Raw genomic sequence first — 22,330 nt, forward strand, 5'->3', positions numbered from 1 at the left:
TTCAGTGGCCGCCGACCACCCCTGGGGGCACCTCCCGGCCCTCAAGGGCTGGGGGACCTTTGCTGTTGCTCTTGCGAACGAACGTGCGTCACGGGTACGAGACCACGTTGCGCGGAACGGTGTTCCCGGCCGGGTTGGGCACCGCTCCCCCGGTGTTGTTGACCACGTTGCTGATCGTGCCGACGTCGCCCAGCGAGACGGTCAGGATGCTGCGCAGTCTCACTCCGGCCCGGTTCGGCACCTCGAAGGCGTGGTCCAGTTTCACCGCCGGGTTGACGTTGAAGAACACGTACGAACCGGCGCCCCACACCTCATGGTCGGTGACGTTGTCGGCCACTTTGTAGGCCGCGTAACCGTTTTGTGAGCCGTTCATCCAGGCCGCCTGGTTCGGCACGTCGTAGGGCTTCTCGTTCTGGAAGAAGATGGTCCTGCCCCGGTTGCCGTTCCAGATCACCTCGTACTTCTGGTAGTGCTCCACGAACAGGCCAGTGGCCAGCACGTCGTCACCGTTCACGACCAGCCCGGTGTCACCGGTGTTCACGCCCCAGCCGGTCGGGGCACCACCGTGATCGGCGCGCCAGGCCCAGATGTGGTCGATGATCGTGTCGTCGCTGTGCACCACCAGCGTCGTGGTGGCCTTGCCCTGCACACTGCTGCCGATCCGGAAGAACACGTCCTGGATGCTGGTCGGGTTGGCGGCGTGATCGGTGTGCGCCCCGGCCGTGCCGACCGTCATCAGGGTAGGGCTGTTGGTGGTGCCGGCGTCGAACGTCAGGCCGCTGACCTTCACGCCGTCCACGTCGGCCACGCTCAGCGCGGTGACTCCGCCGGACGGGATCAGGGTCGGGTAGCCGATTCCGGTGACGACGGTGTTGGCCCGGGTGACCTTGATCGTCTCGTTGAGGGTGTAGGTGCCGGGGGTGAAGAACAGGTTCAGGCCCTGGGCCAGCGCCTGGTTGATCCGGGCGGCGCTGTCGCTGGGCTTGGCCACGTAGAACTCGCGCATCGGGATGGAGGAACCGGCCGTGTTGGGCCAGCTGGCGCCCGCGGAGTTGCGCTTCAGCGAGGGCACGAACACCCGGTACTTACCTGCGCTGTCGATGTACAGGTACGGCTTCTCCCGGGTGACGGGCGTGCTGGCCAGGGTGGTGTGCGGCGGGCTCGGGAAGGCGTTCGGCGGTGCGCCCTGGACACCGGAGTAGACCATGTTCCAGACCCCGCCGTCCCAGCCGCCGATCGCGCTGTCACGGGTGTACCACTGCTGCTGCGAGCCCGACGAGATGCGGCCGTCGACCTTGCTGTCAGCCAGGTACCCGCCGCTGGAGTAGCCCTGCCCGTTGTCCTGGTTCGAGGGCGCCAGCGTCAGATTGCCCTTGATGTGTACCCGGCGCATCGGGGCTGCCTGCGAGACCGCCCACCGGTTCGTCCCGCCCTCGGGCACGATCGACAGGTTCTCCAGGCTGCGCCAGAAGTTCTGCGTCGCGTTCGCGACATCGCCGTAGTTCCAGCCGGAATCGACATTCACGGCGCCGTTGATGGTCACGTCGTCGGGGTTCTGGCCCAGACCGGCAACGGACGTGTAGAAGCCCAAGTTGGCCCACACCCGTCCGTAAGTACCCGGCTTGAACAAGAATGCGTGACGCTGCTGGCCGAATTGCGCGGTCGGGCTCAGCAACTGGTTGTTGAACGCGGTGTCGAAGGCCGACTGAATGGTGGCGGTCGGAGTGGAGGGATCGAAAATCTTTACGTTGGCGCCGAAGTCGGGGGTGTCCGAGGTGGGCAGCTGCGGATCGGTGCCGGTGCCGCCGTAGACCTGGAACTCCCACAGTGAGAAGCCGTACGGGGTGGCCCGGGCCGTGCCGTTCATCCGCACGTAGCGGCCGTTCCCGGTCACGTCGAGGGTCTGCAGCCCGGCCACGCCCGCCGTGGTGGGCGTGATGTTCGTCCACGAGGTGCCGTTGTTCGAGGTCTGGATCGTGAACGCCGAGGCGTAGGCGGCTTCCCAGTTCAGCCGGATCTGGCTGATCGCCTGAGTGCTGCCCAGATCGACCTGGAGCCACTGCGGGTCGGAGAAGGCGCTGGACCAGCGAGTTCCGGCGTCACCGTCGACCGCGAGCCCGGCCGCGGTGGCGGCACCGTTCTCACTTGAGGACGCGGTGGCCGGCTTTCCTTGCGAAAGCAGAGTGGGTGCCGCGCTGGCCGGGCCGGCCGTCACCAGCGCCCCGGCGACCAGGGCGAGGACAGCGACCACCAGGACAGGCAGGCGTCTGCGGGATCGGGACACGGGAGTCATCATTGGCTCCTAGCTGAGCTTGACGGAGGGCGCGGACCGGCTCCTGGACCGCGAGTCATTCAGGGAGGCTCACCGGGAGAATCGCCCGATATATGGCTTCCGTCAAGACTGAAGATCGCAGTTGCGAGCCGGTTCGCCCAACGGCCCCGGTCAGTCAGTCCGCGGAGAGTTCGATGTTGAACACCGACGATTGAATGCTGTCGACATCAGAGCCCAGCTCCTCTACCGCGCTCTGCAGCGACACGACATCCGACACAAGCTCTTGAAGGATGTCCACGATCCTGCTCACGTCCGACGCCAGGTCTTCCAAGGTCATGTTCGAGACAGTGTCACCGGAATTGTCCCGCAACTCCATCAGAAGATGTCCGATCACCATGAGCTGAGCATTGATGTCGTCGCTCGACAAGAGACTGAGCTCTGAGCTTTCTCCAGTCATGTTCTTCCGTTCCCCATCTTTCGGTCCGGATCCGCCGCGACAAGGTCTGCTCCCTGCCGGGCCAAGGCGCCCTGCTGCGTCTGGGTCTCGACCACCGCGCTGATCCGGGCCTTCACCTCGGCGCTGACCCGGGTCCAGCCGAAGACCCGGGCGCTCGCCTCGATCAGGCTGTCGATGTCGATCCCGCCCGCGTCGCGCACCAGATTCACCACGGCGATGGACAGTTCGCTGTCGTGCACCTGCTCGATCTTGCGCAGGCAGTCGTGGGCCGGAACCCGCACGGTGTCGATGACGGACCCGCCGAAGCCGACGAAGTCGCCGTCGCGTTCCAGCCGCGAGGAACCGTCGATCGCCTGGTCGATGGTGGTGCGGATGCGCGCCCCGATCCGCCCGACGCCGAGCAGGTCGCGTAACCGCCGGTCCAGCAGCGTGGCGTGGATGGGTCCTTCCACCTGGACGATCTGCTCGAGGGCGCGCATCACCTCAGGTACCACCGTGACATCCGGGCTGAGGGCGATGTCGGCGACCTCGTACGGCACCGTCCACTCCGGGGGCCCGGCCGGAGCAGCCGGCTGGGCCGAGACCGTAGGCAGGACCGGAACCGGGGGCTCGGTCAGCAAACCGCTGACCGGCAGATGAATCGCCTGCTCGATCGCCTCCCGCAGTCGCTGTTCCTCACCGCTGCGGTTCCGGTTCCAGGCCGTGCCCCAGATCCGGTGCAGCCGCCAGCCCAGCCCGTTGAGCACACCCTCGCGCAGCCGGTCACGGTCCCGGGCGACCTTCGAGGAGTGGTACTGAAAGCCGTCGCACTCCACCCCGAGCACGAACACCTCGCGGCGGTCGGGGTGCCGCACCGCCATGTCGATGCGGTACCCGGCCGCCCCGACCTGCGGCTCCACCTCATAACCCCAGTGCCGGATCGCGGTGATCACCGACTCCTCGAACGGTGACTCCACATCGCCACCGGTGGCACCGTCCAGGTAGAGCGCCGGGGCCCCACGGGCCGCGAAGTCCAGGTACTTGCGCAGTTGCCGGGCGCCCTCGCTGGTCGTGGCCGAGGTGATGTCGGAGGCGGTGATGCTGGCGATCACCTCGTTGCGGTAGCGGGCCCGGGTGACCGCAACGTTCAGCCGCCGCTGCCCACCGGACTTGTTCAGCGGGCCGAAGTTCATCAGGGTGCGGCCGTTCTCGTCCGGTCCGTACCCGATCGAGAAGATCATCACGTCGCGCTCGTCGCCCTGCACCGACTCCAGGTTCTTGACGAAGAACCCGTCGAGCCGGCCGTCGCCGAAGAACCGGTCCAGGTGCGGGTTGGCGGCCCGGGCCCGTTCCACCGCGTTCTCGATGCAGGCGGCCTGGGACTCACTGAACGCGACCACCCCGAGCGACCGGTTCGGCCGGGTGCTGAAGTGGTGCATCACCCGCTGGGCGACCAGCTCGGCCTCGATCGGGTTGTCCCGGGCCCCGTTACGCCGGTACACGCCGTCGACCGGGAAGAACTCCACCCCGATGTCCGGTCCGCTCTCCTGCGCCCCGGGAAAGGTGATCAGCCGGTTCTTGTAGAAGGAGTGGTTGCTGAACGAGATCAGGTCCTCGTGCCGGGAACGGTAGTGCCAGCGCAGGGTCAGGCTGCGCAACACCCCGGAACTCTTGGTCAGGTCGAGGATGGACTCGTACCCGTCCAGATCGGGAGCCGCCTCCTCGCCCTCCTCGTCCTCGTGCCAGTCGTCGTCGTTGCCGCCGCCGGTGCCGAAGAAGTTGGTCGGCGGCAGCTGTTCCTTGTCGCCCGCGGTGATCAGCGACCGGCCCCGGTAGATGCAGTTCACCGCATCGCTGGGGCTGACCTGGCTGGCCTCGTCGAAGATCACCACGTCGAACTCGAGGTCGGCGGGCAGGTACTGGCTGACCGACAGCGGCGACATCATGAAACACGGCTTCAGCGCCTGAGTGACGTTGCGGGTGCGGTTGATCAGCTCGCGCACCGGCATGTGCTTGCGCTTCTTCTCCGCCTCGCGCCGGATCACCGCCGACTGCCCGACGTCGCTACGGGGACGCCGCCCGCGGCAGGCCTCGACGATGTCCACCACCGCGCGCTCGATCAGCTTGCGGTCCAGCGTGCGGTACTGCTGCACCAGGTCGTCGCGGTCCGCGGCCCGGGAGGTACGCAGGGCCCGGTCGGTGAGCAGGAAGTGGTCGGCCCAGGCCTGTAGCACGCAACGCTCGATCACCGGGCGGACGTGGTCGGCCGCCAGGCGCTCGCGGATGCAGAAGTCGACCGCCGCATCCAGGCCGTGGGTGGCCATCACCGCGCGGTTGTCCAGGTAGGCGAACCACTCGTCACGCCCGCCGGGATCACTGGCCAGGGCTTCCAGGAAGTCGGCGGCCCGGTCGAAGTCGTCCAGCTGCACCTGCAGTTCGGCTCGGCGCCCGCTGTCGAACGCGGCCAGTAGTTCGCCGCTCGCCTCCTCCCAGCGGCCGTAGGCATCGGTGGGATCAACCCCGGCCGGCACCTGTTCCAGGGCCTGGGCCTGCACTTCGGTCAGCACTTCGCCGGGCCGATCGGCATGAGCGCGTACGGCCCGGGCCCAGCCGACCGCGGCGTCGAGCGCGCTCAGATCGGTTTGCGCGCCGTGGTAGAGCCCGCGCAGCACCGCCGCCCGGTGCCCGTTCTCCTCGGTGAAGCGCACGTGCTCGGCCTCGGTGCTCTGGCGAGTGGCCAAGATCCGCTGGGCCTGCCGGAACTTCAGATCGCGGTGGAGCGCCTGGGACAGCGCTCCGGTGAAGGCCGCCACCGCCTCGGCCGGCGCAAGCTGTTCGCGTAACCAGCTCACGATCTCCGGGAACGAGTGGTTCTGCAGGTGCAGCGGCATGCCCGCCTGCGAACCGGGCACCAGCATCGACTGCCAGGTGAGCAGATCGCGTTCCACCTCGGCGGCCAGACCCGGCAGCCAGGCCGGCACCACCGATCCGTTACCGAGCACCTGCCCGGCCGCGCTCACGTCGAACCCGAGCCCGAGCATCTGCTCGCTCGTGGCCAGAAGGTGTGAGACCAGCTGCAGGTCGGTGGCTCCCTCCCGAAAGTAGCGGCCCAGCGCCGGACCCTGCTCGGCCAGCACGCGCTGCAGACTCTGCTCGGCCTGCTGCCAGGCCCGGGCCAGCGGTAGACCTTCGATCGCCGCCCGCACGTTCGCCGCGTCCCGGGCCCCGGCGGCGACCTGCTGCTTGTCGGCCCGGTAGCCGCCCAGCAGCTTGCGCCACCCGCGATGGGTCTGGGTGAACCTCTGCTCGAGCCCGGTCAGGTCGCCGGCCAGAATCGACGGCGTGAAGAGCGGTTCGGCGGCCCGGCGGGCCTGGTCCCGATCGCTCATCGCCCGGCCGATCGCGGTCAATGCCGTGCGAGCCCGCTGATGCCCGTCCGGGGTGAACCACCCGGCTTCGGGACGATGCGGGGCAGCGGCGACGGCGGCCAGACTCAGGAGCTGGGTTGCCTCATCGATGGTTTGCGCCGTCGGCGTGTGCAGCGCAGTAGCGATGTCGTCGAGATGGCCCTGGCGTTGGGTCAGCATGTTCGCCGCGGCACCGAACAGCCGCGCGATCTCGTGCGCACCCTCAGCCGTCATCTCCGACAGATCCGAAACATTGGACGGTAGTGGCGGAAGCACCGAGGGTGAAGGCACCGCAGTCCAGGAAACCCCGCACACCTGCTCGGCATCGGCATCGATCCGGGCCAGATGCTGCAGGGCGGAACGCAGGTCGCCGACCACCTGATCCAGCTCGTCCAGGTGACCGGACGTGATCCAGTCTCGCGGCACGTCCTCTGGTCGGTGGCGGTCGAGTTCGGCCAGCCCGAAGAGCCTGGGGACGTCGGAGGGCCGGTTGAGCCCGAACGCTTCGGCGAGTGGGGCGAGGGGCTCGCCGGCCGTCCGCAGATCGCGCAGAGTGCTGCCCGCCTGGTAGAGCACAGCATCGAACGAAGTGCGCAGGGTGACGCCCCGCCACAGATACGCCTCACCGGTCAAAGCCGGCTGCCAGGAACGGCTCAGGCCTTCGGCAGCCTGGCGGATCTCGCCGAACGCGGCCGGCGTCAGCTCCTGGACACCCTGGAGCTTGACCGAGACCGCGGCCACGGTGTCCAGCTGAGCGATGCGTCCCAGAACCTCGTGCAAGGTCAGGTTCAGCGGTGCCCGAGGTAGATTCATCGCCGCGGCGTACTCGTTGAGCTCGTCCTGCCGGGCCCGCAACTGCCGCCGGTCCTCACCGGTGACCGGCCCGAGATCGACCTGCACATCATTCTCGAGCGCATCCCCCAGCGCCAGCGCCACCTCTTTGCGAGTGGCCTTATGCGAGTGCAGCTCCAGCAGGAACGAGCCGAGGCCGGCCGCGCCCAGCCGGTTACGCACCACGTCCAGGGCCGCGGCCTTCTCGGAGACGAACAAGACGCTCTTGCCCGCGTACAGCAGTGCCCCGATCATGTTCGAGATGGTCTGCGATTTACCGGTTCCGGGCGGACCGTCCATCACGAACGACTTACCGGCCAGCGCCGCCGCCACGCAGGCGCGCTGCGAAGAGTCGGCATCCAGCACCAGGGGCGTTGCTTCGGCCGGGGCCAGCTCGTCGATCCGGTCGTCGGGGATCTCGTCGAAATCGAAGTCGCTGCCGGACTCCCCGGGGCCCAGGGCCAGGGCCTGAATCCCGGCGTGCTCGGCAATCCGGCCTTCGTTCTCCAGCAGGTCCCGGTACATCGCCTCCTTGGCGAACGAGAAGTAGGACAGGTGCAGGGTCTTGCGCACCTGCCAGTCCTGACGGTCCTCCTCGCTGCTGCGGACCGCGGCCTCGACGCCGGCCAGGTACCAGGCGATGTCCAGGCCCTCCAGATCCTCGAAGGTGGGCAGCTGGACGTCCATCTGGGCCAGCCGCAACGCCAGCGCCGGATTCGGAGTCGGATCCTCCTGCGCCAGCTTCAGGCGCGGCGCCGCCCGGCGGCCAGGGCTGTAGAGCTCGACCGGCACCAGGATGAGCGGGCTGCGATAGGGCGCGCCGGTCTCGTCCTTCCATTCCAGGCTGCCGAAGGCCAGGTAGAGCACCCAGACTCCGCGGTCCAGGTACTCCTGGCCGGACTTACGCAGCAGCGAGCGCAGCGCCGCGTTGAGGTCGGCCAGCGGGGCGCGCGAGTGCAGGACCTCGTCGGTGCTGTTCTCCTCGTCGATCCAGCCCGGGACCTCGGCGTCGAAGGCCGGATCGGCTCCCCCGGCCGGGGCCAGGCTGCGGAAGACGAACTCCTGGTCGGCGAGCAGCACGCTCAGGGTGCGTTCCAGGTCCGGGTCGGCCATCTCCACCGAGCTGGTCCGGGTCGGCTTGAAGTTGAGGAGCCGGTTGCGGGCGGTCAGATTGACCAGTTCGTCGCGCCAGCGCCCGATCGCCTGGCGGACCGCGCCGGCCGGATCGGCACGCAGCACGTCCGTCACCAGCTGCTCCTCTGCGTGGACGACACGTTCCGGGGAAAATCGGCCGGGCCCCGGAACGGCTTGAGGCGCCCCGCGCGGTTGCCACCCGTGTGCCGGGCCGCGGCGATCCGATCGGGTGCTCGAGGCGCTTACGGGGTGAAGCCCGCGCGCAGACGTTCGATGAGGCGGGGCACGTGTTTCGACGACCCGAAAGGATCAGTTGTGTCTACTCTCAAGCGTTCGGTCGCGCTCACCGCGACGACCGGACTGGCGGCCCTGAGCTTCACGCTGGGCAATCCGCTCAGTGCCTCGGCTGCCCCGATCGAGACCCAGGCGAAGCAGAAGGCCACGAAGATCGTTGCTCTGTCGCCGTTCCGGCCCTCGGGGGCGCTGAAGAAGGCCTGGCAGACCGACGCCCGGCCCAGGGACTCGGCCAGTGAGAACGGCCTGGACTGCAGCGACGGCTCCAGCCCGGCCTGGGCACTGAACGACGGCATGTACCAGTGCCCGCCGTCGCTGCTCGGGGCGGACGCCTGCTGGTCCTCACCGAAGTACGTAGGCCAGTTGCTGTGCCTGGAATCGCCCTGGTCCCGCAGTCTGAACCATCACCAGGTGCGGGTCCTGCCGGCGAAGTCGAAGGCGCTCAAGCGTCCGCAGCCGCTGGCTCTGGAGTTGACCGACGGCAGTCAGTGGCTGCTGAAGACCAGCGGCACCCGGAGCGGCCGCAAGGACGGCCTGCTCGGGATCTACACCTGTGTGAACAAGGTGTGCTCGGAGAAGACCACCGGCAAGAACCTGGCCGTGCTCTCGGCCGGCGGCCACGGGGTCAACCGGTCCAAGCCCCTCTGGTCGGTGCGTGTGGGCGAGGTCGGTGACGGGGACGTGGCCTACCCGGCCCCGAAGCGGTACAAGGTGAAGAAGGCCTGGTTCATCCACAACAACATCAAGTAGTTCACCCCTGGCCGCCCTCGCCCGCCCCGGGGCTGCCGGTCAGGACGACAAGGGCCCGCCCGCGGCCCGCCACTCCACCAGCCCGCGGCTCATGTTCACCGCCTCGAACCCGTTCTCCACCAACAGGTTCGCCGCTCCCGCCGAGCGGATGCCGCCGGTGCAGAAGGCGATCAGCAGCCGGTCCTCGGGCAGCTCGAGGCACCGGGTGGGCAGTTGTTCCAGCGGCATGTGCACCGCGCCCGGGATGTGCACCCGGCGCCATTCGAAGTCCCGGCGTACGTCCACCACGAGGGCGCCCTCGGCGACCAGGCGGACGGCATCGGCGGCGCTGACGGACGGCGGTCGACGGAGGTAGTGCCGGAGGCTCATGTGTTTCAGTTTAACTTAAACTGGGCCAGGTGATCGCCTCGAAGGTCTCCCGCAGCTTCCGGCCTCGCTCGGGGTTCAGTTGCGCCACCCACGCGATCCGGCCCAGCAGGTGTGCCCGGAAGTCCCGGTGCCCGGCGCGGTTCTGCCCCTCCGGACCATGCCGCAACGCGTTGTGCAGGATCGCCTTGAGCTCGTCGTACTCCCTGCGGTTCAGGTTGGGATGGGCGTTGACCACGATCCCGGTGACCTCCTGACGCTGGAAGTCACGGCGGATGCGGGTCTTGGCCGACTGCAGGGCGAAGCCTTCCGAGCGCACGATCTCGTCGACGGCCGTGATCAGACGCCGGGCGTTGACCTCTTCCCCAGCAGAAAACGTCAGGTCGTCGGCGTAGCGGGTGTACGTCATCCCCACCGCGGCGGCCAGGCCGTTCAGGCGGCGGTCCAACCCCAGGGCACAGAGATTGGCCAGAGCCGGGGAGGTCGGCGCGCCCTGCGGTAGGTGGCCGCCGGCCAGAAGCCGGCGCAGTCGCACCCGGGATTCCACGTCGGAAGTGGCTGGCATGTTGGAGATTACGCGCACGGGAGTGCGGGTGGTGCACAGCCCGGTCAGCACATGCGCCACCGGTTCGGCATAGCCCGCGGCGCGGAAGATCCCGTAGACCTGGCCGACCTGGATCGAGGCGAAGAAGGCGGCCAGGTCGAGGCCGATGACCACGGCAGCGCCGGCATGCGGTTCGGCGCCGGTGACTGCGCTGCGGCCGGGAACGAATCCGTGGGCGGCAGGGTGGGTGGGGATGCGCGCCAGGATCTGTTCCAGCAGGGTGCGTTGCCGGGAACGCAGGCGCGGCAGCGGGGCTTCCAACAACCGGGGACGTTTGGACGCGGTACTCGCCCAGGCGTAGCGGTAGTGGTGGAGCGGCCCGGGTGCCGCACGGCGCTGCAGGCCCTTGACGTCGGCAAACCAGTCCAGCTGGGCGGTTTCGAGGTCCAGGAGCCGGGCCAGGTCCTGGATGCTGTCGATCTTGGGGACCGGCCAGGGGCGGCGGGTATTCATCTGCACCGGCGCCGGCGGCATCCGGATCACGCGCAGCGGCCGGCCGGTTTCTACCGAACGCAGCACGGCCGTGAACAGGATCGGGCTGGCCTGGATGAAAGCGGCCAGTTCGCGCGGACGGTCGGCTGGCGGCCGGGGGTAGGCGTCGAGCACCTCGCGGGCCAGTCGCCGGGTCCAGCGTCTACGGCCGCCCAGCACGGTGGCGGCGTTGTCGGTCAGCGGGCGCAAGGCCCACTCCGGCGCGGTGAGGAAGGCATTGCCAAGAGCCCGGGCCAGCACCCGGGTACGGGGATCGCTCATTGCGGTGACGCCGGGCAACGACCTGACCGGTTGTGCGCGTGCCGAGCTGCGCGGAGCGCTGCGGTGCACGTGCGGCGTGGTGCCGTGGATATGGTGCCGTGCCCGGGGTAACCCCGGATCAACCGCCCGGAACCGGCCGGACGGCGTTCTCGTCCCCGGCGCCACCGCATCCGCGCAGCTTAAAGGGTTGGCGTGCGTCTCGAAGCCCTTTGCCGCGCGGGCTTCGAGACCACCCCCTTCGAAAGAACTAAGGCTGCTCGGTCCCAGCCGTCTCGGCCGGCTTGGCCCGCAGGAACGCGCTGGTGGCGACCGCGCCGAGGAACTCGAACCTGGTGCTGCCGGCCAGGTGACGCTCGGTGGCCTCCTGCACCCCCGGCCAGTTCTTGTCACCGAAGTCGTCCAGCACCACGATGCCGCCCGGCGCGATGATCTTCTCGGCGAAGACCAGGTCGTTGGCCACCCCCAGGGCCGAGTGGTCGCCGTCGATCACGATCACGCCGTACTGCCGGTCGCTGGCCTGAGCCTGCACCGCCGGGTCCTCGGAGAAGCCCTGGATCAGCCGCAGCCGCTGCGGGTCGACCCCGGCCAGGGCCAGGTTCTCGCGCACCACGGTCTCGGTCACCGGGGAGCCCGAGGTGTCCGCCTTCAGCTCCTTGACCTGGAGCTGCACCGAGGCGAAGGGGTCGATGATGGTCAGCTCGTAGCGCAGGCCGATCCGGCTGACCTGGCGCACCATGCCGCCGGAGAACAGGCCGAACAGCGTGCCGATCTCCAGCACCTCACCGCTCGGCGGGGCCAGCAGCGGGGTGGTGGTGAGCTTGCCCAGGATGTTGCTCGGCCCCCCGGCCAGGCGGCCGACCCCACGCAGCTCCAGCTCGAACAGCATCCGGTAGGCCTGGACCACCCGCTCGTAGGCGTCCGGCGCCCCGGAGACCTTGCTGACCTGCGCGGCCAGCTCCTTCAGCTTCTCCTCGGTCATCAGCCGCGAGCTGCGCCGGCCGTGCTTGCCCAGGAGCAGGTCGACGGCGAAGCCCGACCCCTTGACCTGGGCGCGCATCTCGTCCATCTCCGCATGCATCTTCTGCATCTCGGTGCGCAGCTGCTCGGACTCGCCCTTGAGGTCGCGCACGGCGCGGCTCTCGTCGACGACCTGACGCGCGCGGCGCCGGGCAAGTCGCTCGATCCGCCGGTCGAGCACGCCGAGGACAGGCTTGATCGCGCGGACCGCGGTTTGCTGGGCCCAATTCTGTGACATGAGGCTATGCAACCACCCGTCAGCGAATGCCTCGAATCGGACACGAAGCCTACTCTTGTGGTGCTAGTGTCGCTAGGGACTTGTGCGACAAAAGCGCTGGCTGAATGGAGCCGCCTCCGGATCTCCGCGGCCCCGCGGGTGATACGCCGCCGCGCCACCCACCTCACCGCACCTCCAGACCGCCTGCACCGCAACGGTTTTTCACCCCGCCCGCCCAGTGCTTAGGCACTCCCGGCAGGTAACGAACAGATCTCGGCCCTGCATGGCAACCGGATCTGCGTCAATAGCGGGAGCCGCCTTAATTCTCATACGGCAAATTCCAGAATCCGGCCGGCGAACCTGTGAACGGCCGATCCGGCGTTGACTCAAAGCCGCGCGGAGCGCAAGGAAAGTTTGCCTGGAGTTTGCCGGACCACTCGTCCATTGGTGGTCTTCGCTCCCTTTCATCACCACCTTTGTTTCCGGCATGAAAAAAGACAATTGCCAGCACTTAGGAGCAGTCACCCAGCGCTACCCCGAAGCAGCGGTCGGTCCCCCGGCGAGCCCAGTTACCCGTCACTCGTCGAAGACAACCCCGCCGGGTGGGGGAAATCCTTCCCGCCATCCGGGGGACATTGCCGCCACCTGGGGAACTCTCCGTCGCCGGGCCCCCCTGTCGGGTGGCGCCTTGTCTATGCTCCGGCTATGAGCGACAAGCAGAGGTTCTGCTCGCAGACCGACGAGTGCCCCGGCCTGTGGCTGCTGGCGATGGTCGAGCTGGGCATCGCAGGCTGCATCACCGTGGCGTTCGCGGCCGGTGCGAGCCTGGGCTTCGTCATCGTCGCGTTCTTCGCCGCCCATCTGATTTGGTTGGCGGCGGCAAGTTTTTCGGGCCCTCGCCGCGCCGTACCCCAGCGCGCCACGGCCGGCCGGCGGGCTCCCCAGGTGGCTCCCCGAGCCTGAACCCGGGCAGATCACCACCCGGAGCCCCGCCAGCAGGCAGGATCAGAGCTCCGCGGTGGCCACCAGCGTCGCCCGCCCGAGAATGTGCCCCGCGATGGTGAAGCCCAGGTAGGCCGGGCTGCCCTCGACCGGCACCCCGATGTCCTCCACGTCCAGCGCGTGCACGGTGATGAAGTACCGGTGCTCACCGTGACCGGCGGGCGGAGCGGCCCCCGCGAACTGGGCCGCCTGAGCGTCGTTCGTCAGCTGGAAAGCTCCGGCCGGCAGACCCGATCCCGTGCTGTCACCGGCTCCGGCGGGCAGCGTGGTCACCGAGGCCGGGATGTTGGCCACGGCCCAGTGCCAGAACCCGGACATGGTCGGCGCATCGGGGTCGTACATCGTCACCGCGTAGCTCTTGGTCCCCTCCGGCGCGCCGGACCAGGTCAGATCCGGTGAGATGTCCTGCCCGCCCGGCACCCCGAACGCCCCGGACATCTGGGCGAGCGGCAGGGGCTTGCCGTCCTCGACAGCAATGCTGGTCACGGTGAAGCTGGGCACCTGGGGCAGGCGGTGGAACGGGTTGTTCATGATGCTCCCTGTCGGGCTGAGTAGTGGTGAACGAGCACCACTGTGCTCGGCCGCCCGAGCGGTAACCAGATGCTCGGCATGCTGGTGCCCGGAGTGCCACCCTCAGCGGTCGACGACTCCCCCGGCTGGGGTGGAAGGTGGTCCGGTGACAGTCCCGAGAGGTAAGAGCAGGCCGGAACTGTCTGCGTTCCTGATGGCCAAGCGCGCCCAGCTACGCCCGGAAGACGTCGGTCTGCCCAGCATCGGCCGTCGCCGTACCCCGGGTCTGCGGCGTCAGGAAGTGGCGCAACTGGCCGCGGTCAGCATCGACTGGTACATCCGGCTCGAGCAGGGACGGGTGGGCGTACCCGGCACCGCGGTGCTGGATGCGGTGGCCAAGGCCCTGGCGCTGTCCGAATCCGAACGCCACCACCTGCACCTGATCGCCCGGGGCGAAGTACCGCCCGCCCGGCACGTGCCGGCCCCGGCCAGCGAATCCCTCAAGACCCTGCTGAGCAGCATGCCGACCACCCCGGCGTGGATCATCGACATCCGCTTCGACGTGCTGGCCCACAACGCGGCGGCGACGGCGCTGTTCGGCCCGGGATTCGGCATCGGGGTCAACACCGCCGAGCAGCTCTTCCTGGACCCGGCCTCGCGCGACTTCCAGCTGGACTGGCCCCGGATCGCCCGCGAGACCCTCGGGAATCTGCGGGCCAACCGGACCAGGCACCCCGACGACTCCCGGCTGCGCACCCTGATCGACGAACTGCACCGCAGCAGCCCCGATTTCGCCACCTGGTGGGACGACCAGACCGTGCAGGAACGCACCAGCGGAACCAAGCGGGTGCTGCATCCGGCCGGCGGCGTCCTCACCCTGCGCTACGACGTGCTGGCCGTGCAGGACGGCTCGGACCACCGGCTGAGCGTGGTCACCCCGGCCGACGCGCACGCCGAGGAGGTGCTGCGCTCCCTGGTGGCCCGCACCAGCGGGCTACGCGTGGTCGGCTGACCGGCCGCCGGTCGCGCCGTCTTTCAGCCGGGCCTGGGCACGGCGGTGCTGCGGGCCGACCGGGACCGCCGTGGTGGCCTTCGGCAGGCCCATCGGCCGGGTTCCGATGTACAGGCTCTCGGCCCGCTCGACCACGAACGTCTCGTGCCAGATCCCCACGGCCCCCGGATGCTTGCGGGCCATCGCGTTGAACCTCGACCAGGCCGGCAGATGCTGGGCGCCGGGGGCCGAGGCGTAGGCAGCGAGCTTCTCGGCCGACGTCCAGTACTGCACCGTGTACGGTCCGCCGCGCCCGATCAGCACCTCGTACCCCAGCAGCCCGGAATTCTTGTCGCGCTCCAGTTCGGCCAGCATCCGCGGCATGCCCAGCATCACCGGCAGCCACAGGTCCGGCCGCCACCAGCGGTTGAGCGTCATCCCGATGTGGAAGACGACAAGGTCACCGTCGTGCCGGTGCATCATCCGCCCGGGACCGTTCCGTGCCATCGCGCCTCCTTGCAGAGAGTGACGCACGTTAACGTAGACAGCCCCGACCTTGGAGTCAAGGAACCACCCGGGCTTCGGCCTATCTGCCGAGAATGCTTGCCACCAGGGGGAAAACCGCCGGATCGGTGGTCGCGTGCACGCTGAGGCGGACCCGGTCGTGGCCGTGCGCGGTTGCGGTGATCCCGGTCTCGGCCAGAGCCGCCAGGGCCTGCTGGGCGTCGGCCACGCCGACCACCAGGATGCCCGCTCGCTGCTGCGGCTCCTCGGGCGAAAGCAGCGGCAGATCCTGAAGTTCGGCTCGCAGGACCTTGACCGACTGCTCGATCCGGTCCTGCACCGCCGCCACTCCGACGGTCTCCAAGAGTTCCAGCGCAGCGCCCAGAGCAGCCGAACTGAACGGCGACAGGTTCGTCACCGACAGGCTGCGCGCGCCCGCCAGCGGCGCGTGCTCCTGCCCGTCGTAGACCGACGGTTCCTCGACACCGGTCCAACTGCCCAGCAACGGACGAATGCGGTCCAGTCCGCGGGGCGAGAGGGCCAGGAAGCCGGTCCCCCACCCGGCTCGCAGCCACTTCTGCCCGCCGACCGCCAAGGCGTCGGCGTGCGTCCAGTCCTGATCGAGCACCCCGAAGCCCTGGATCCCGTCGACCACCAGCAGACGATCGCCGATCACCTGGCGCAGACCGGCCAGGTCGGCGCGGTACCCGGTGCGGAAGTCCACCGCGCTGATCGCCACCGCCACCGTTTCCGGGCGCAGCGCGGCGGCGATCACCTCCGGCGTGACCTGCAGCGGACACTCCGGCTCGGCCCGCTCGAGCGCCCGCACGCTCAGCAGCCCGGCCTCTTGCGCCCGCCACCACGGATACAGGTTGGACGGGAACTCGTCGCCGCTGACCAACACCTCGCCGGCCGGCATCCCGAAAGCGATCTGCTGCAGCCCGGCCGAGGTGCTGGTGGCCAAGGTGCAGGCCTGCTCCGGGAAACCGGTCAGCCGGGCGATCGCGGCCAGCGCCCGCTGGTCGGCCGCGTGCAGGACCGCGCTGGAACCGCCCAGCACGGCCTGCGAAACCGCTGCGCCGATGGCATTCTGCACGGCCAGGGACGGCGGCCCGAAGCTGGCGAAGTTCAGATACCCCTGGGGTTCCCGGAAGGCTGCGCGGTACTCGTCCAACCAACTCACACCTTGTGCTTGATCAACTGTCGGCCGCGACCAGACTACTGATCAGGTTCGGGCGTGCCCCTCCCACGCCCGAACCGGGTTCAGCTCAGGCTCCGTCCAGCAGCGCCAGGTGCTCCGGGCTCAGCTCGACCGTCAGCGCACCCAGCGATTCGTCCAGCTGGGCCACCGAACTGGCCCCGACCAGCGGGATCACCGAGGCCCGGCGCACCGGCAGCTCGCTCAGGGCCGCGACGTCGCTGCCGGCCGGGCGCTCGATCCGGCTGGCCGGGCCGGCCAGGTGCCAGGCCAGCGTGACCTGGTTGGCGGTGACTCCGAGCTCGTGCGCGATCCGGTGGGCCATCCGCAGCCGGTCGAGGCTGCCCGGGTGGTCGTACGGGTCCGGCAGCGGCATCCACGGCCGGACCAGCTGGCCCTGCTGGTTCGGCGAGTACGACACGATGGTCAGGTCGCTCTCCTCGGTCGCGTAGTCGATCGCGTCCGGGTCGACCCGGTACGTGCTCGGGCGCCCGGGCCTGGGCCAGTACAGCGAGTGCTCCTGCTGCCAGACCCCGAACTGCGGACGCTGGTGAGCCCGGCTGTGCTCGCGGGCGACCGCCAGGCGCCAGGTGGCGGTGTTGGAGATCCCCGGGATGCCGACCAGGCCTTCGTCCACCAGAGCAGAGAACGCGTCGGCGATTTCGGTGATCGGGAGCCTGCGGTCGTCCACGTGGCCGTAGTAGACGCCGATCCGCGACAGGCCCAGTCGCTCCAGGCTGATCTGCACCTGGGTGCGCACCACCTCGGGGCTCAGGCCCTCGAAGTTGGTCGGGGCCTCGCCGAGGATGATCTTGCTCTGGTCAAGCCGGTCGGCGCCGCACTTGGTCGCCACCACCACCTCGTCGGCCACCCCCCGGTCGGCGATCCAGCTGCCCAGCATCCGCTCGCTGTCGCCGGAGCGGGTGCCCAGCTCCTTCTCGGTCCAGGTGCCGTAGTTGTTGGCGGTGTCGAAGAACCGGCCGCCCGCCTCGAAGTAGCGGTCCATCTGGGCGTAGGACTCGTTCTTGTCCAGCTTGACGCCCAGATACATGACGCCGAGGGCCAGGGCGCTGACTTCCAGGGTGTTGCTGCCGCTGCGCAGGGTCTTGGTCTTCATCTCTGTCATGCCCGGAACGCTACGGAGATATTGGTCAGGCCTCCCGGGCCAATCCAGCCCGTAGAATCCGGACCAATGTCTGTGATCACCGTGGATGACGTCGAACTGGACCTGCCGCCCGGGCCGGGTTCGCTGACCCACCGGCTCACCGCCACCCTGCGGCGCGCCGTCCAAACCGGCCGCCTACCCGACGGAACCGCTGTACCCCCGAGCCGGGCACTGGCGTCTCACATCGGCTGTTCTCGCTGGGTGGTCACCGAGGCGTACGGGCAACTCGTCGCCGAGGGATACCTCGAGGCCACCACCGGCTCGGCCACCCGCGTGCGCGGTTCCGTCACCCCCGCCGCAACCACCGCCGGCCACAACCTTTCTCCCCCACCACGTCCCCGCTTCGACCTGGCCCCCGGCGTGCCCGACATTGCCGCGTTCCCCCGTTCCCGCTGGGCCGAGGCCTACCGCCGGGCTGTTCTCGACCTGCCCAACGATCTGCTGGCCGGCCGCGCCCTGGTCGCCACCACCGCCGCCCGCACCACCCTCACCGGTTTTCTGCGCCGCACCCGCCAGGTTCAGGAAGATCCCACCCAGCTCAGCCTGACCACCGGCTCATCGGCCGCGATCGGCTGGCTGACCGCCCTGCTGGTGCGCCTCGGCCACACCCGGATCGCGGTCGAGGACCCGTCGTGGGCCGGACTGCGCTCGGTGGCTCGGCGCGGTGGCCTGGAGCCGGTCCCGATCTCGGTGGACCAGCACGGCCTGGTGGTCGACGAACTGCACCACCACCGCGACGTACGGCTGGCCCTGGTCACCCCGGCCCACCAGTTCCCGGTCGGTGTAGCGCTTTCCGCGGCCCGGCGCCGGGAACTGATCGACTGGGCCCAGCGGGTGGACGGCCTGATCATCGAGGACGACTACGACGCCGACTTCCGCTACGACCGGCGCCCGGTCTCCAGCCTGCAGGGCATGGCTCCCGACCGGGTGATCCTGCTCGGGTCGTTGTCCAAAGCCCTTTCCCCGGCGATGGAACTGGGCTGGATGATCATGCCCCAGCAACTCATCCTGGCCCTGCTCGGCCTGGACCTGGACCGCGTGGTGAGCCCGTCCCCGCTGACCGTCGAGGCGCTCTCGGTGATGATCGAACGTGGCTGGTACGAAAAGCATCTGCGCACCCAGCGGCTGCGCTACCGGGCCCGCCGCGAGCACCTGATCACGGCGCTGGAACAGTACCTGCCCGACGCCGAGATCACCGGCCTGGCGGCGGGCCTGCACCTGCCCTTACGTCTGCCCCGCGCAACCGTCACCCAAGACGTGATCCGGCGCGCCAACCGTCTCCAGTTGGGTCTGACCGACGCCGACCGCTACCGGATCCGTCCCGATCAAAACCCAGCCCTGGTGGTTGGTTTCGGCAATCTGCGGGACAACCGGGTGGACGAGGCAGTACGGCGCCTGGCCCGGGCGGTCCACCCCTGAACGCTCCCCTAATGACGTCCGGCCGACCAGGCTGACCACAACTTGGCATAGCGTCCGCCGGCCGCGACCAGCTCGTCGTGGCGACCCTGTTCGACCACCCGGCCGCCCTCCATCACCAGCACCTGGTCGGCCAGCGCGGCCTGGGAGAAGCGGTGGGCGACCAGAACGCCGGTGCGGCCGGCCAGGACCCGTTCGGCGGCGGCGTCGAGTTCGCGCGAACCGGTGCTGCCCGCCTCCGCAGTGGCTTCGTCGAGGATGGCGACGAGGGGGTCGGCGAGCAGGACCCGGGCCAGGGCCAGTTGCTGCGACTGCTGCGGGCTGAGATCGTGACCGCCTTCACCGACGACGGTTTCGATCCCCTCCGGGAGGGCCGCCACCCAACCGGCGGCACCCACCTGCGCAAGAGCGTCCAAAAGCTGGTTCTCATCGGCGTTCGGAGCAGCCAGACGCAGGTCTTCGGCCAGGGGTCCGGCGAAGACGTGCACTTCCTGGGTGACCAGGACGACCCGGGACTGGACGGCTTCGTTCATCTCGGCGCCGCCGATCCGCACGCTGCCGTGGTCGGGCTGCCGGATCCCGGCGAGAATCGCGGCCAGGGTACTCTTTCCGCCACCGCTACCGCCGACCAGGGCGACCGTGCCCCCGGCCGGGATCGTGACATCCAGACCGTGCAGAACGTCGTGCCCCTCGACGTACGCGTGGCGCACACCGTTCGCCTCGACCAGACCGTCGCGCGGGCTGTCCGCACCGATCGCTGCCGGTAGAGGGATTTCGCTGATCCCGACGATCCGCGAGAGGCTGGCGGTGGCCGACTGCAGGGTGTCGAGCAGGAAGAGCATGGCGTTGATCGGGCCGAAGAGGTTGGCGAAGTAGAGGGCGGCGGCACTGGCCGTGCCGACCGTGACCTGATCCGCCCGCACCAGCCAGAACCCGGCCACCAGCACGGCCGAGAGCCCGATCGCCTCGGCCAGATTGAGCCGGGCGAAGAAGCGCATGTGCAGGCGGACGATGCCGACCATGTGCTGAAGGCTGGCGTCCACCCGGCGCCGGACGAGTTCCACGTGTTCCCCGGCCAGGCCGAAGGCCCGCACACTGGCGGCGCCGCCGATGCTTTCGAGGAACTGCTGCTGTTCCGCGGCCGAGGCCTTGCGGCTGATCGCGTAAACCGGCCCGGAGCGGCGCATGTACCAACGGCTGGTGCCGGCCTGGACCGGGACGGCGAGGGCCGCGGCTACCGCGAAGCGCCAGTCCAGGGCGATCAGGCCGACCCCGGTCAGGGCGATCACCAGGGCGGACTGCACGAACTGGGGTACCGCGGTGCGCACCGCGTCGCTGACCATGGCCACGTCTTCGGTGACGCGCGAGGTCAGGTCGCCGGAACCGCCGCGCTCGATCCGTTCCAGCGGCAGGGCCAGGGCGTGCTGGACGAACGATTCTCTCAGCGCGGCCAGCACTTCCTCACCGAGCCGGGCGATCGTGGACAGCCCGACCCAGGCCAGCACGGCCTGCACCAGAGCGGCACCGGCCAGCGCCAGCACGCGTTCGCCGACCGGCCCGGGCTCCTGCGCCACCACCAGGTCGACGATGCTGCCCAGCAAGGGAGCGGTGACCAGGCTGGCGGCGGCCGCGGCGATCAGCGCGCTCAGGCCGATGATCGCGGCGGTGCGATGGTGACGGATCTCCTGCCAGATCACCCGTCGGCTGCGCTGCGGTGAGCTGATGGGCAGGACGTTGGCGCTCACGACAGCACTGCTTCCTGGTAGGTGCTCTGCTGGGCCATCAGTTCGGCGTGCGTGCCGTCGGCCACGATCCGGCCTTCGTGCAGCAGGATCACCCGGTCGGCGGCGGACAGCAGGGCGGGGCTGGAGGTGAGCAGGACGGTGGTGCGCCCGGCCCGGTTGCGGCGCAGGCCTTCGGCGATGCTGGATTCGGTGACGGTGTCGACGGCCGTGGTCGGGTCGTGCAGCACCAGCACCGGGGCATCGCGCACCAGGGCCCGGGCCAGGGCGATGCGCTGACGCTGACCGCCGGACAGTGAACGGCCGCGCTCGGAGACCTCGGAGTCCAGGCCGTGCGGCAGCATCGAGGCCACCTGGTCGGCGCCGGCGGCGGCGAGGGCGCTGTGCAGGGCGTCCTCGTCGCGCTCGGCGGAGGTGAGGACGTTGTCGGTCAGGGTTCCGGTGAACAGGTCCGGATCGTGCGGGCAGACCAGAACCACCTCCCGCAACCGGGCCGGATCGAGGTCACGCAGAGACTGCCCGTCCAGGACGACCTCGCCCTGCTCCGGGTCGAGTTCGCGGCCGAGACAGCGGCACAGGGTGGCCGCGGCGGACGGCTCGGTGGTCAGAACGCCGATGAACTGCCCGGCGTCGATCTTCAGATCCACCCCGTTCAGACCGGGTCCGTGCAGATCATTGAGGACGATGGCGCCCGGGTTCGCGCTCGCCGGTGCGGCCGAGCCGCCGGTCACCGCGGGCGGGGCGTTGAGGAACTCGGCGATCCGGACGGCGGAGGCCCGCCCGGCCGCCAGGGTGGCGAACACCGCCCCGAACGTGGCCATCGGCTCGAGCAGGAACTGGGCCAGGCCCACCGCCGAGACCAGCTGGCCCACGGTGATCTGCCCGTCCATCGCCAGCCGGCCGCCGACCAGCGCGACCAGGGCCAGGAAGCACCCGTTGATCGCGATCACCGAGGCCGAGTAGACGGCTTCGGTGCGGGCGTTGTGGACGCTGGCGCCCAGGGCCAGGCGGCTGGCGCGGTGGTACTGCGCGCTGCCCGCCCGCTCGGCCCGCAGCCCCTTCAGCACCCGCACCCCGCGCACCAGGTCGGTGGCCACCCCGGCCGCCCGGGCCGCTTGTTCCTGCTGGGCCGAGCTGCGCTTCTCCAGCGGGGAACTGATCGCCCGGACCGCCAGCAGCAACAGCGGTGTGCCGATCAGGACCAGCCCACCCAACGGCAGCGAGACCGCCAGCAGGGCCACGCCGGCCACGATCACGCCCACCACTGCGGCCAGGCCCTGGGCCAGCTGGTAGTGCACCGCGGTCAGCCGGCGCACGTCCGAGGTGGCGATGCTGACCATCGCGCCGGGCAGCTGCGCCTGGCTGCTGCCCCGGGCGTCCAGGGCCCGCCGGGCGATCCGGACCCGCAGGTCCAGGGCCGCGTTCACGCTGGCCCCGAAGCCGACCTGGAACCCCAGCCGGCCACAGGTCGAGAGCATGGCGAAGTTCGCGATCAGCACACCGAGCCAGGTGATCAGGGCCACGGTGTCGCCGGTGGCGACCGCCCGGTCGATGATCACGCCGATCAGCAACGGCACGGCCGCCTCGCCGACCTGATGGCCGCAGGTGAGCGCACCGGCCCCGAGCATCCGCCGGGACTGGGAGGTGATGGACCGCCGCAGCAGGGTGCGGCCGTCAGCTGGTTCGAGGTGCAGGTCAGGGCTGTTCACAATGCTGGTTAG

At 69.5% G+C, this 22,330-nt stretch carries 16 protein-coding genes; 4 read left to right on the top strand and 12 right to left on the bottom strand.

The window, feature by feature from the left end; all coding sequences use genetic code 11:
* Positions 1 to 88 precede the first annotated feature (88 nt).
* The 3 genes from LR394_RS07625 to LR394_RS07635 form a co-directional block, all read right to left on the bottom strand.
* Positions 89 to 2,293, bottom strand: a complete 2,205-nt coding sequence (locus LR394_RS07625) for a discoidin domain-containing protein (RefSeq protein WP_231439924.1) — start codon at positions 2,291 to 2,293, stop codon at positions 89 to 91.
* 154 nt (positions 2,294 to 2,447) lie between these two features.
* On the bottom strand, positions 2,448 to 2,729 hold the full coding sequence (locus tag LR394_RS07630) for a hypothetical protein (RefSeq protein ID WP_231439926.1): 282 nt from the start codon (positions 2,727 to 2,729) through the stop codon (positions 2,448 to 2,450).
* On the bottom strand, positions 2,726 to 8,194 hold the full coding sequence (locus LR394_RS07635; RefSeq protein WP_231439928.1) for a DUF3320 domain-containing protein: 5,469 nt from the start codon (positions 8,192 to 8,194) through the stop codon (positions 2,726 to 2,728). Before LR394_RS07635 ends, LR394_RS07630 begins: the two co-directional genes overlap by 4 nt.
* Before the next feature lie 201 nt (positions 8,195 to 8,395).
* Here LR394_RS07635 and LR394_RS07640 point away from each other — a divergent pair, with 201 nt between their 5' ends.
* Positions 8,396 to 9,124 (top strand): hypothetical protein, encoded by a 729-nt coding sequence (locus tag LR394_RS07640; protein WP_231439930.1) that lies wholly within the window; start codon positions 8,396 to 8,398, stop codon positions 9,122 to 9,124.
* Between the two features lie 39 nt (positions 9,125 to 9,163).
* Here LR394_RS07640 and LR394_RS07645 read toward each other — a convergent pair whose 3' ends face one another.
* The 3 genes from LR394_RS07645 to LR394_RS07655 form a co-directional block, all read right to left on the bottom strand.
* Positions 9,164 to 9,493: a rhodanese-like domain-containing protein gene (locus LR394_RS07645; protein ID WP_231439932.1), complete on the bottom strand. Its 330-nt coding sequence runs from the start codon at positions 9,491 to 9,493 to the stop codon at positions 9,164 to 9,166.
* 10 nt (positions 9,494 to 9,503) lie between these two features.
* Positions 9,504 to 10,847 carry a reverse transcriptase family protein gene (locus tag LR394_RS07650; RefSeq protein ID WP_231439934.1) on the bottom strand — a complete coding sequence of 448 codons (1,344 nt, stop codon included), beginning with the start codon at positions 10,845 to 10,847 and terminating at the stop codon, positions 9,504 to 9,506.
* Between the two features lie 247 nt (positions 10,848 to 11,094).
* Entirely contained in the window at positions 11,095 to 12,102 is a 1,008-nt protein-coding gene (locus tag LR394_RS07655; RefSeq protein WP_231439936.1) for a class I SAM-dependent methyltransferase, read from the bottom strand.
* Positions 12,103 to 12,786: 684 nt separating this feature from the next.
* Between LR394_RS07655 and LR394_RS07660 the strand changes: the two genes are divergently transcribed.
* The gene (locus LR394_RS07660) at positions 12,787 to 13,044 is read left to right on the top strand and encodes a hypothetical protein (RefSeq protein ID WP_231439938.1); all 258 of its coding nucleotides are present in this window, start codon (positions 12,787 to 12,789) and stop codon (positions 13,042 to 13,044) included.
* Positions 13,045 to 13,086: 42 nt separating this feature from the next.
* Here the strand turns inward: LR394_RS07660 and LR394_RS07665 are convergent, their stop codons facing one another.
* The gene (locus LR394_RS07665) at positions 13,087 to 13,614 is read right to left on the bottom strand and encodes a YbhB/YbcL family Raf kinase inhibitor-like protein (protein WP_231439940.1); all 528 of its coding nucleotides are present in this window, start codon (positions 13,612 to 13,614) and stop codon (positions 13,087 to 13,089) included.
* 145 nt (positions 13,615 to 13,759) lie between these two features.
* Between LR394_RS07665 and LR394_RS07670 the strand changes: the two genes are divergently transcribed.
* Positions 13,760 to 14,605, top strand: a complete 846-nt coding sequence (locus LR394_RS07670) for a helix-turn-helix transcriptional regulator (RefSeq protein ID WP_231439942.1) — start codon at positions 13,760 to 13,762, stop codon at positions 14,603 to 14,605.
* Here LR394_RS07670 and LR394_RS07675 read toward each other — a convergent pair.
* The 3 genes from LR394_RS07675 to LR394_RS07685 form a co-directional block, all read right to left on the bottom strand.
* Entirely contained in the window at positions 14,588 to 15,091 is a 504-nt protein-coding gene (locus LR394_RS07675) for a DUF4188 domain-containing protein (RefSeq protein WP_231439944.1), read from the bottom strand. The two genes, LR394_RS07670 and LR394_RS07675, sit on opposite strands and share 18 nt — an antisense overlap.
* 79 nt (positions 15,092 to 15,170) lie before the next feature.
* Positions 15,171 to 16,262 (bottom strand): aminotransferase class V-fold PLP-dependent enzyme, encoded by a 1,092-nt coding sequence (locus LR394_RS07680; protein WP_231439945.1) that lies wholly within the window; start codon positions 16,260 to 16,262, stop codon positions 15,171 to 15,173.
* Positions 16,263 to 16,356: 94 nt separating this feature from the next.
* Positions 16,357 to 17,412 carry an aldo/keto reductase gene (locus LR394_RS07685; RefSeq protein ID WP_231439946.1) on the bottom strand — a complete coding sequence of 352 codons (1,056 nt, stop codon included), beginning with the start codon at positions 17,410 to 17,412 and terminating at the stop codon, positions 16,357 to 16,359.
* Between the two features lie 66 nt (positions 17,413 to 17,478).
* Between LR394_RS07685 and pdxR the strand changes: the two genes are divergently transcribed.
* Entirely contained in the window at positions 17,479 to 18,870 is a 1,392-nt protein-coding gene (gene pdxR, locus LR394_RS07690; RefSeq protein ID WP_231439947.1) for a MocR-like pyridoxine biosynthesis transcription factor PdxR, read from the top strand.
* Between the two features lie 8 nt (positions 18,871 to 18,878).
* Here pdxR and LR394_RS07695 read toward each other — a convergent pair whose 3' ends face one another.
* Positions 18,879 to 20,612, bottom strand: a complete 1,734-nt coding sequence (locus LR394_RS07695; protein ID WP_231439948.1) for an ABC transporter ATP-binding protein — start codon at positions 20,610 to 20,612, stop codon at positions 18,879 to 18,881.
* On the bottom strand, positions 20,609 to 22,318 hold the full coding sequence (locus LR394_RS07700) for an ABC transporter ATP-binding protein (RefSeq protein ID WP_231439949.1): 1,710 nt from the start codon (positions 22,316 to 22,318) through the stop codon (positions 20,609 to 20,611). Before LR394_RS07700 ends, LR394_RS07695 begins: the two co-directional genes overlap by 4 nt.
* Positions 22,319 to 22,330 lie beyond the last annotated feature (12 nt).

The organism is Kineosporia babensis, assembly GCF_021129305.1.
In the GTDB taxonomy this organism is placed as follows: Bacteria; Actinomycetota; Actinomycetes; order Actinomycetales; family Kineosporiaceae; genus Kineosporia; species Kineosporia babensis.

Coding starts and splice junctions, on each gene's coding strand:
- LR394_RS07625 (WP_231439924.1), bottom strand. CDS start 2,293: ATGACTCCCGTGTCCCGATCCCGCAGACGCCTGCCTGTCCTGGTGGTC.
- LR394_RS07630 (WP_231439926.1), bottom strand. CDS start 2,729: ATGACTGGAGAAAGCTCAGAGCTCAGTCTCTTGTCGAGCGACGACATC.
- LR394_RS07645 (WP_231439932.1), bottom strand. CDS start 9,493: ATGAGCCTCCGGCACTACCTCCGTCGACCGCCGTCCGTCAGCGCCGCC.
- LR394_RS07650 (WP_231439934.1), bottom strand. CDS start 10,847: ATGAGCGATCCCCGTACCCGGGTGCTGGCCCGGGCTCTTGGCAATGCC.
- LR394_RS07655 (WP_231439936.1), bottom strand. CDS start 12,102: ATGTCACAGAATTGGGCCCAGCAAACCGCGGTCCGCGCGATCAAGCCT.
- LR394_RS07660 (WP_231439938.1), top strand. CDS start 12,787: ATGAGCGACAAGCAGAGGTTCTGCTCGCAGACCGACGAGTGCCCCGGC.
- LR394_RS07665 (WP_231439940.1), bottom strand. CDS start 13,614: ATGAACAACCCGTTCCACCGCCTGCCCCAGGTGCCCAGCTTCACCGTG.
- LR394_RS07675 (WP_231439944.1), bottom strand. CDS start 15,091: ATGGCACGGAACGGTCCCGGGCGGATGATGCACCGGCACGACGGTGAC.
- LR394_RS07685 (WP_231439946.1), bottom strand. CDS start 17,412: ATGACAGAGATGAAGACCAAGACCCTGCGCAGCGGCAGCAACACCCTG.
- pdxR (WP_231439947.1), top strand. CDS start 17,479: ATGTCTGTGATCACCGTGGATGACGTCGAACTGGACCTGCCGCCCGGG.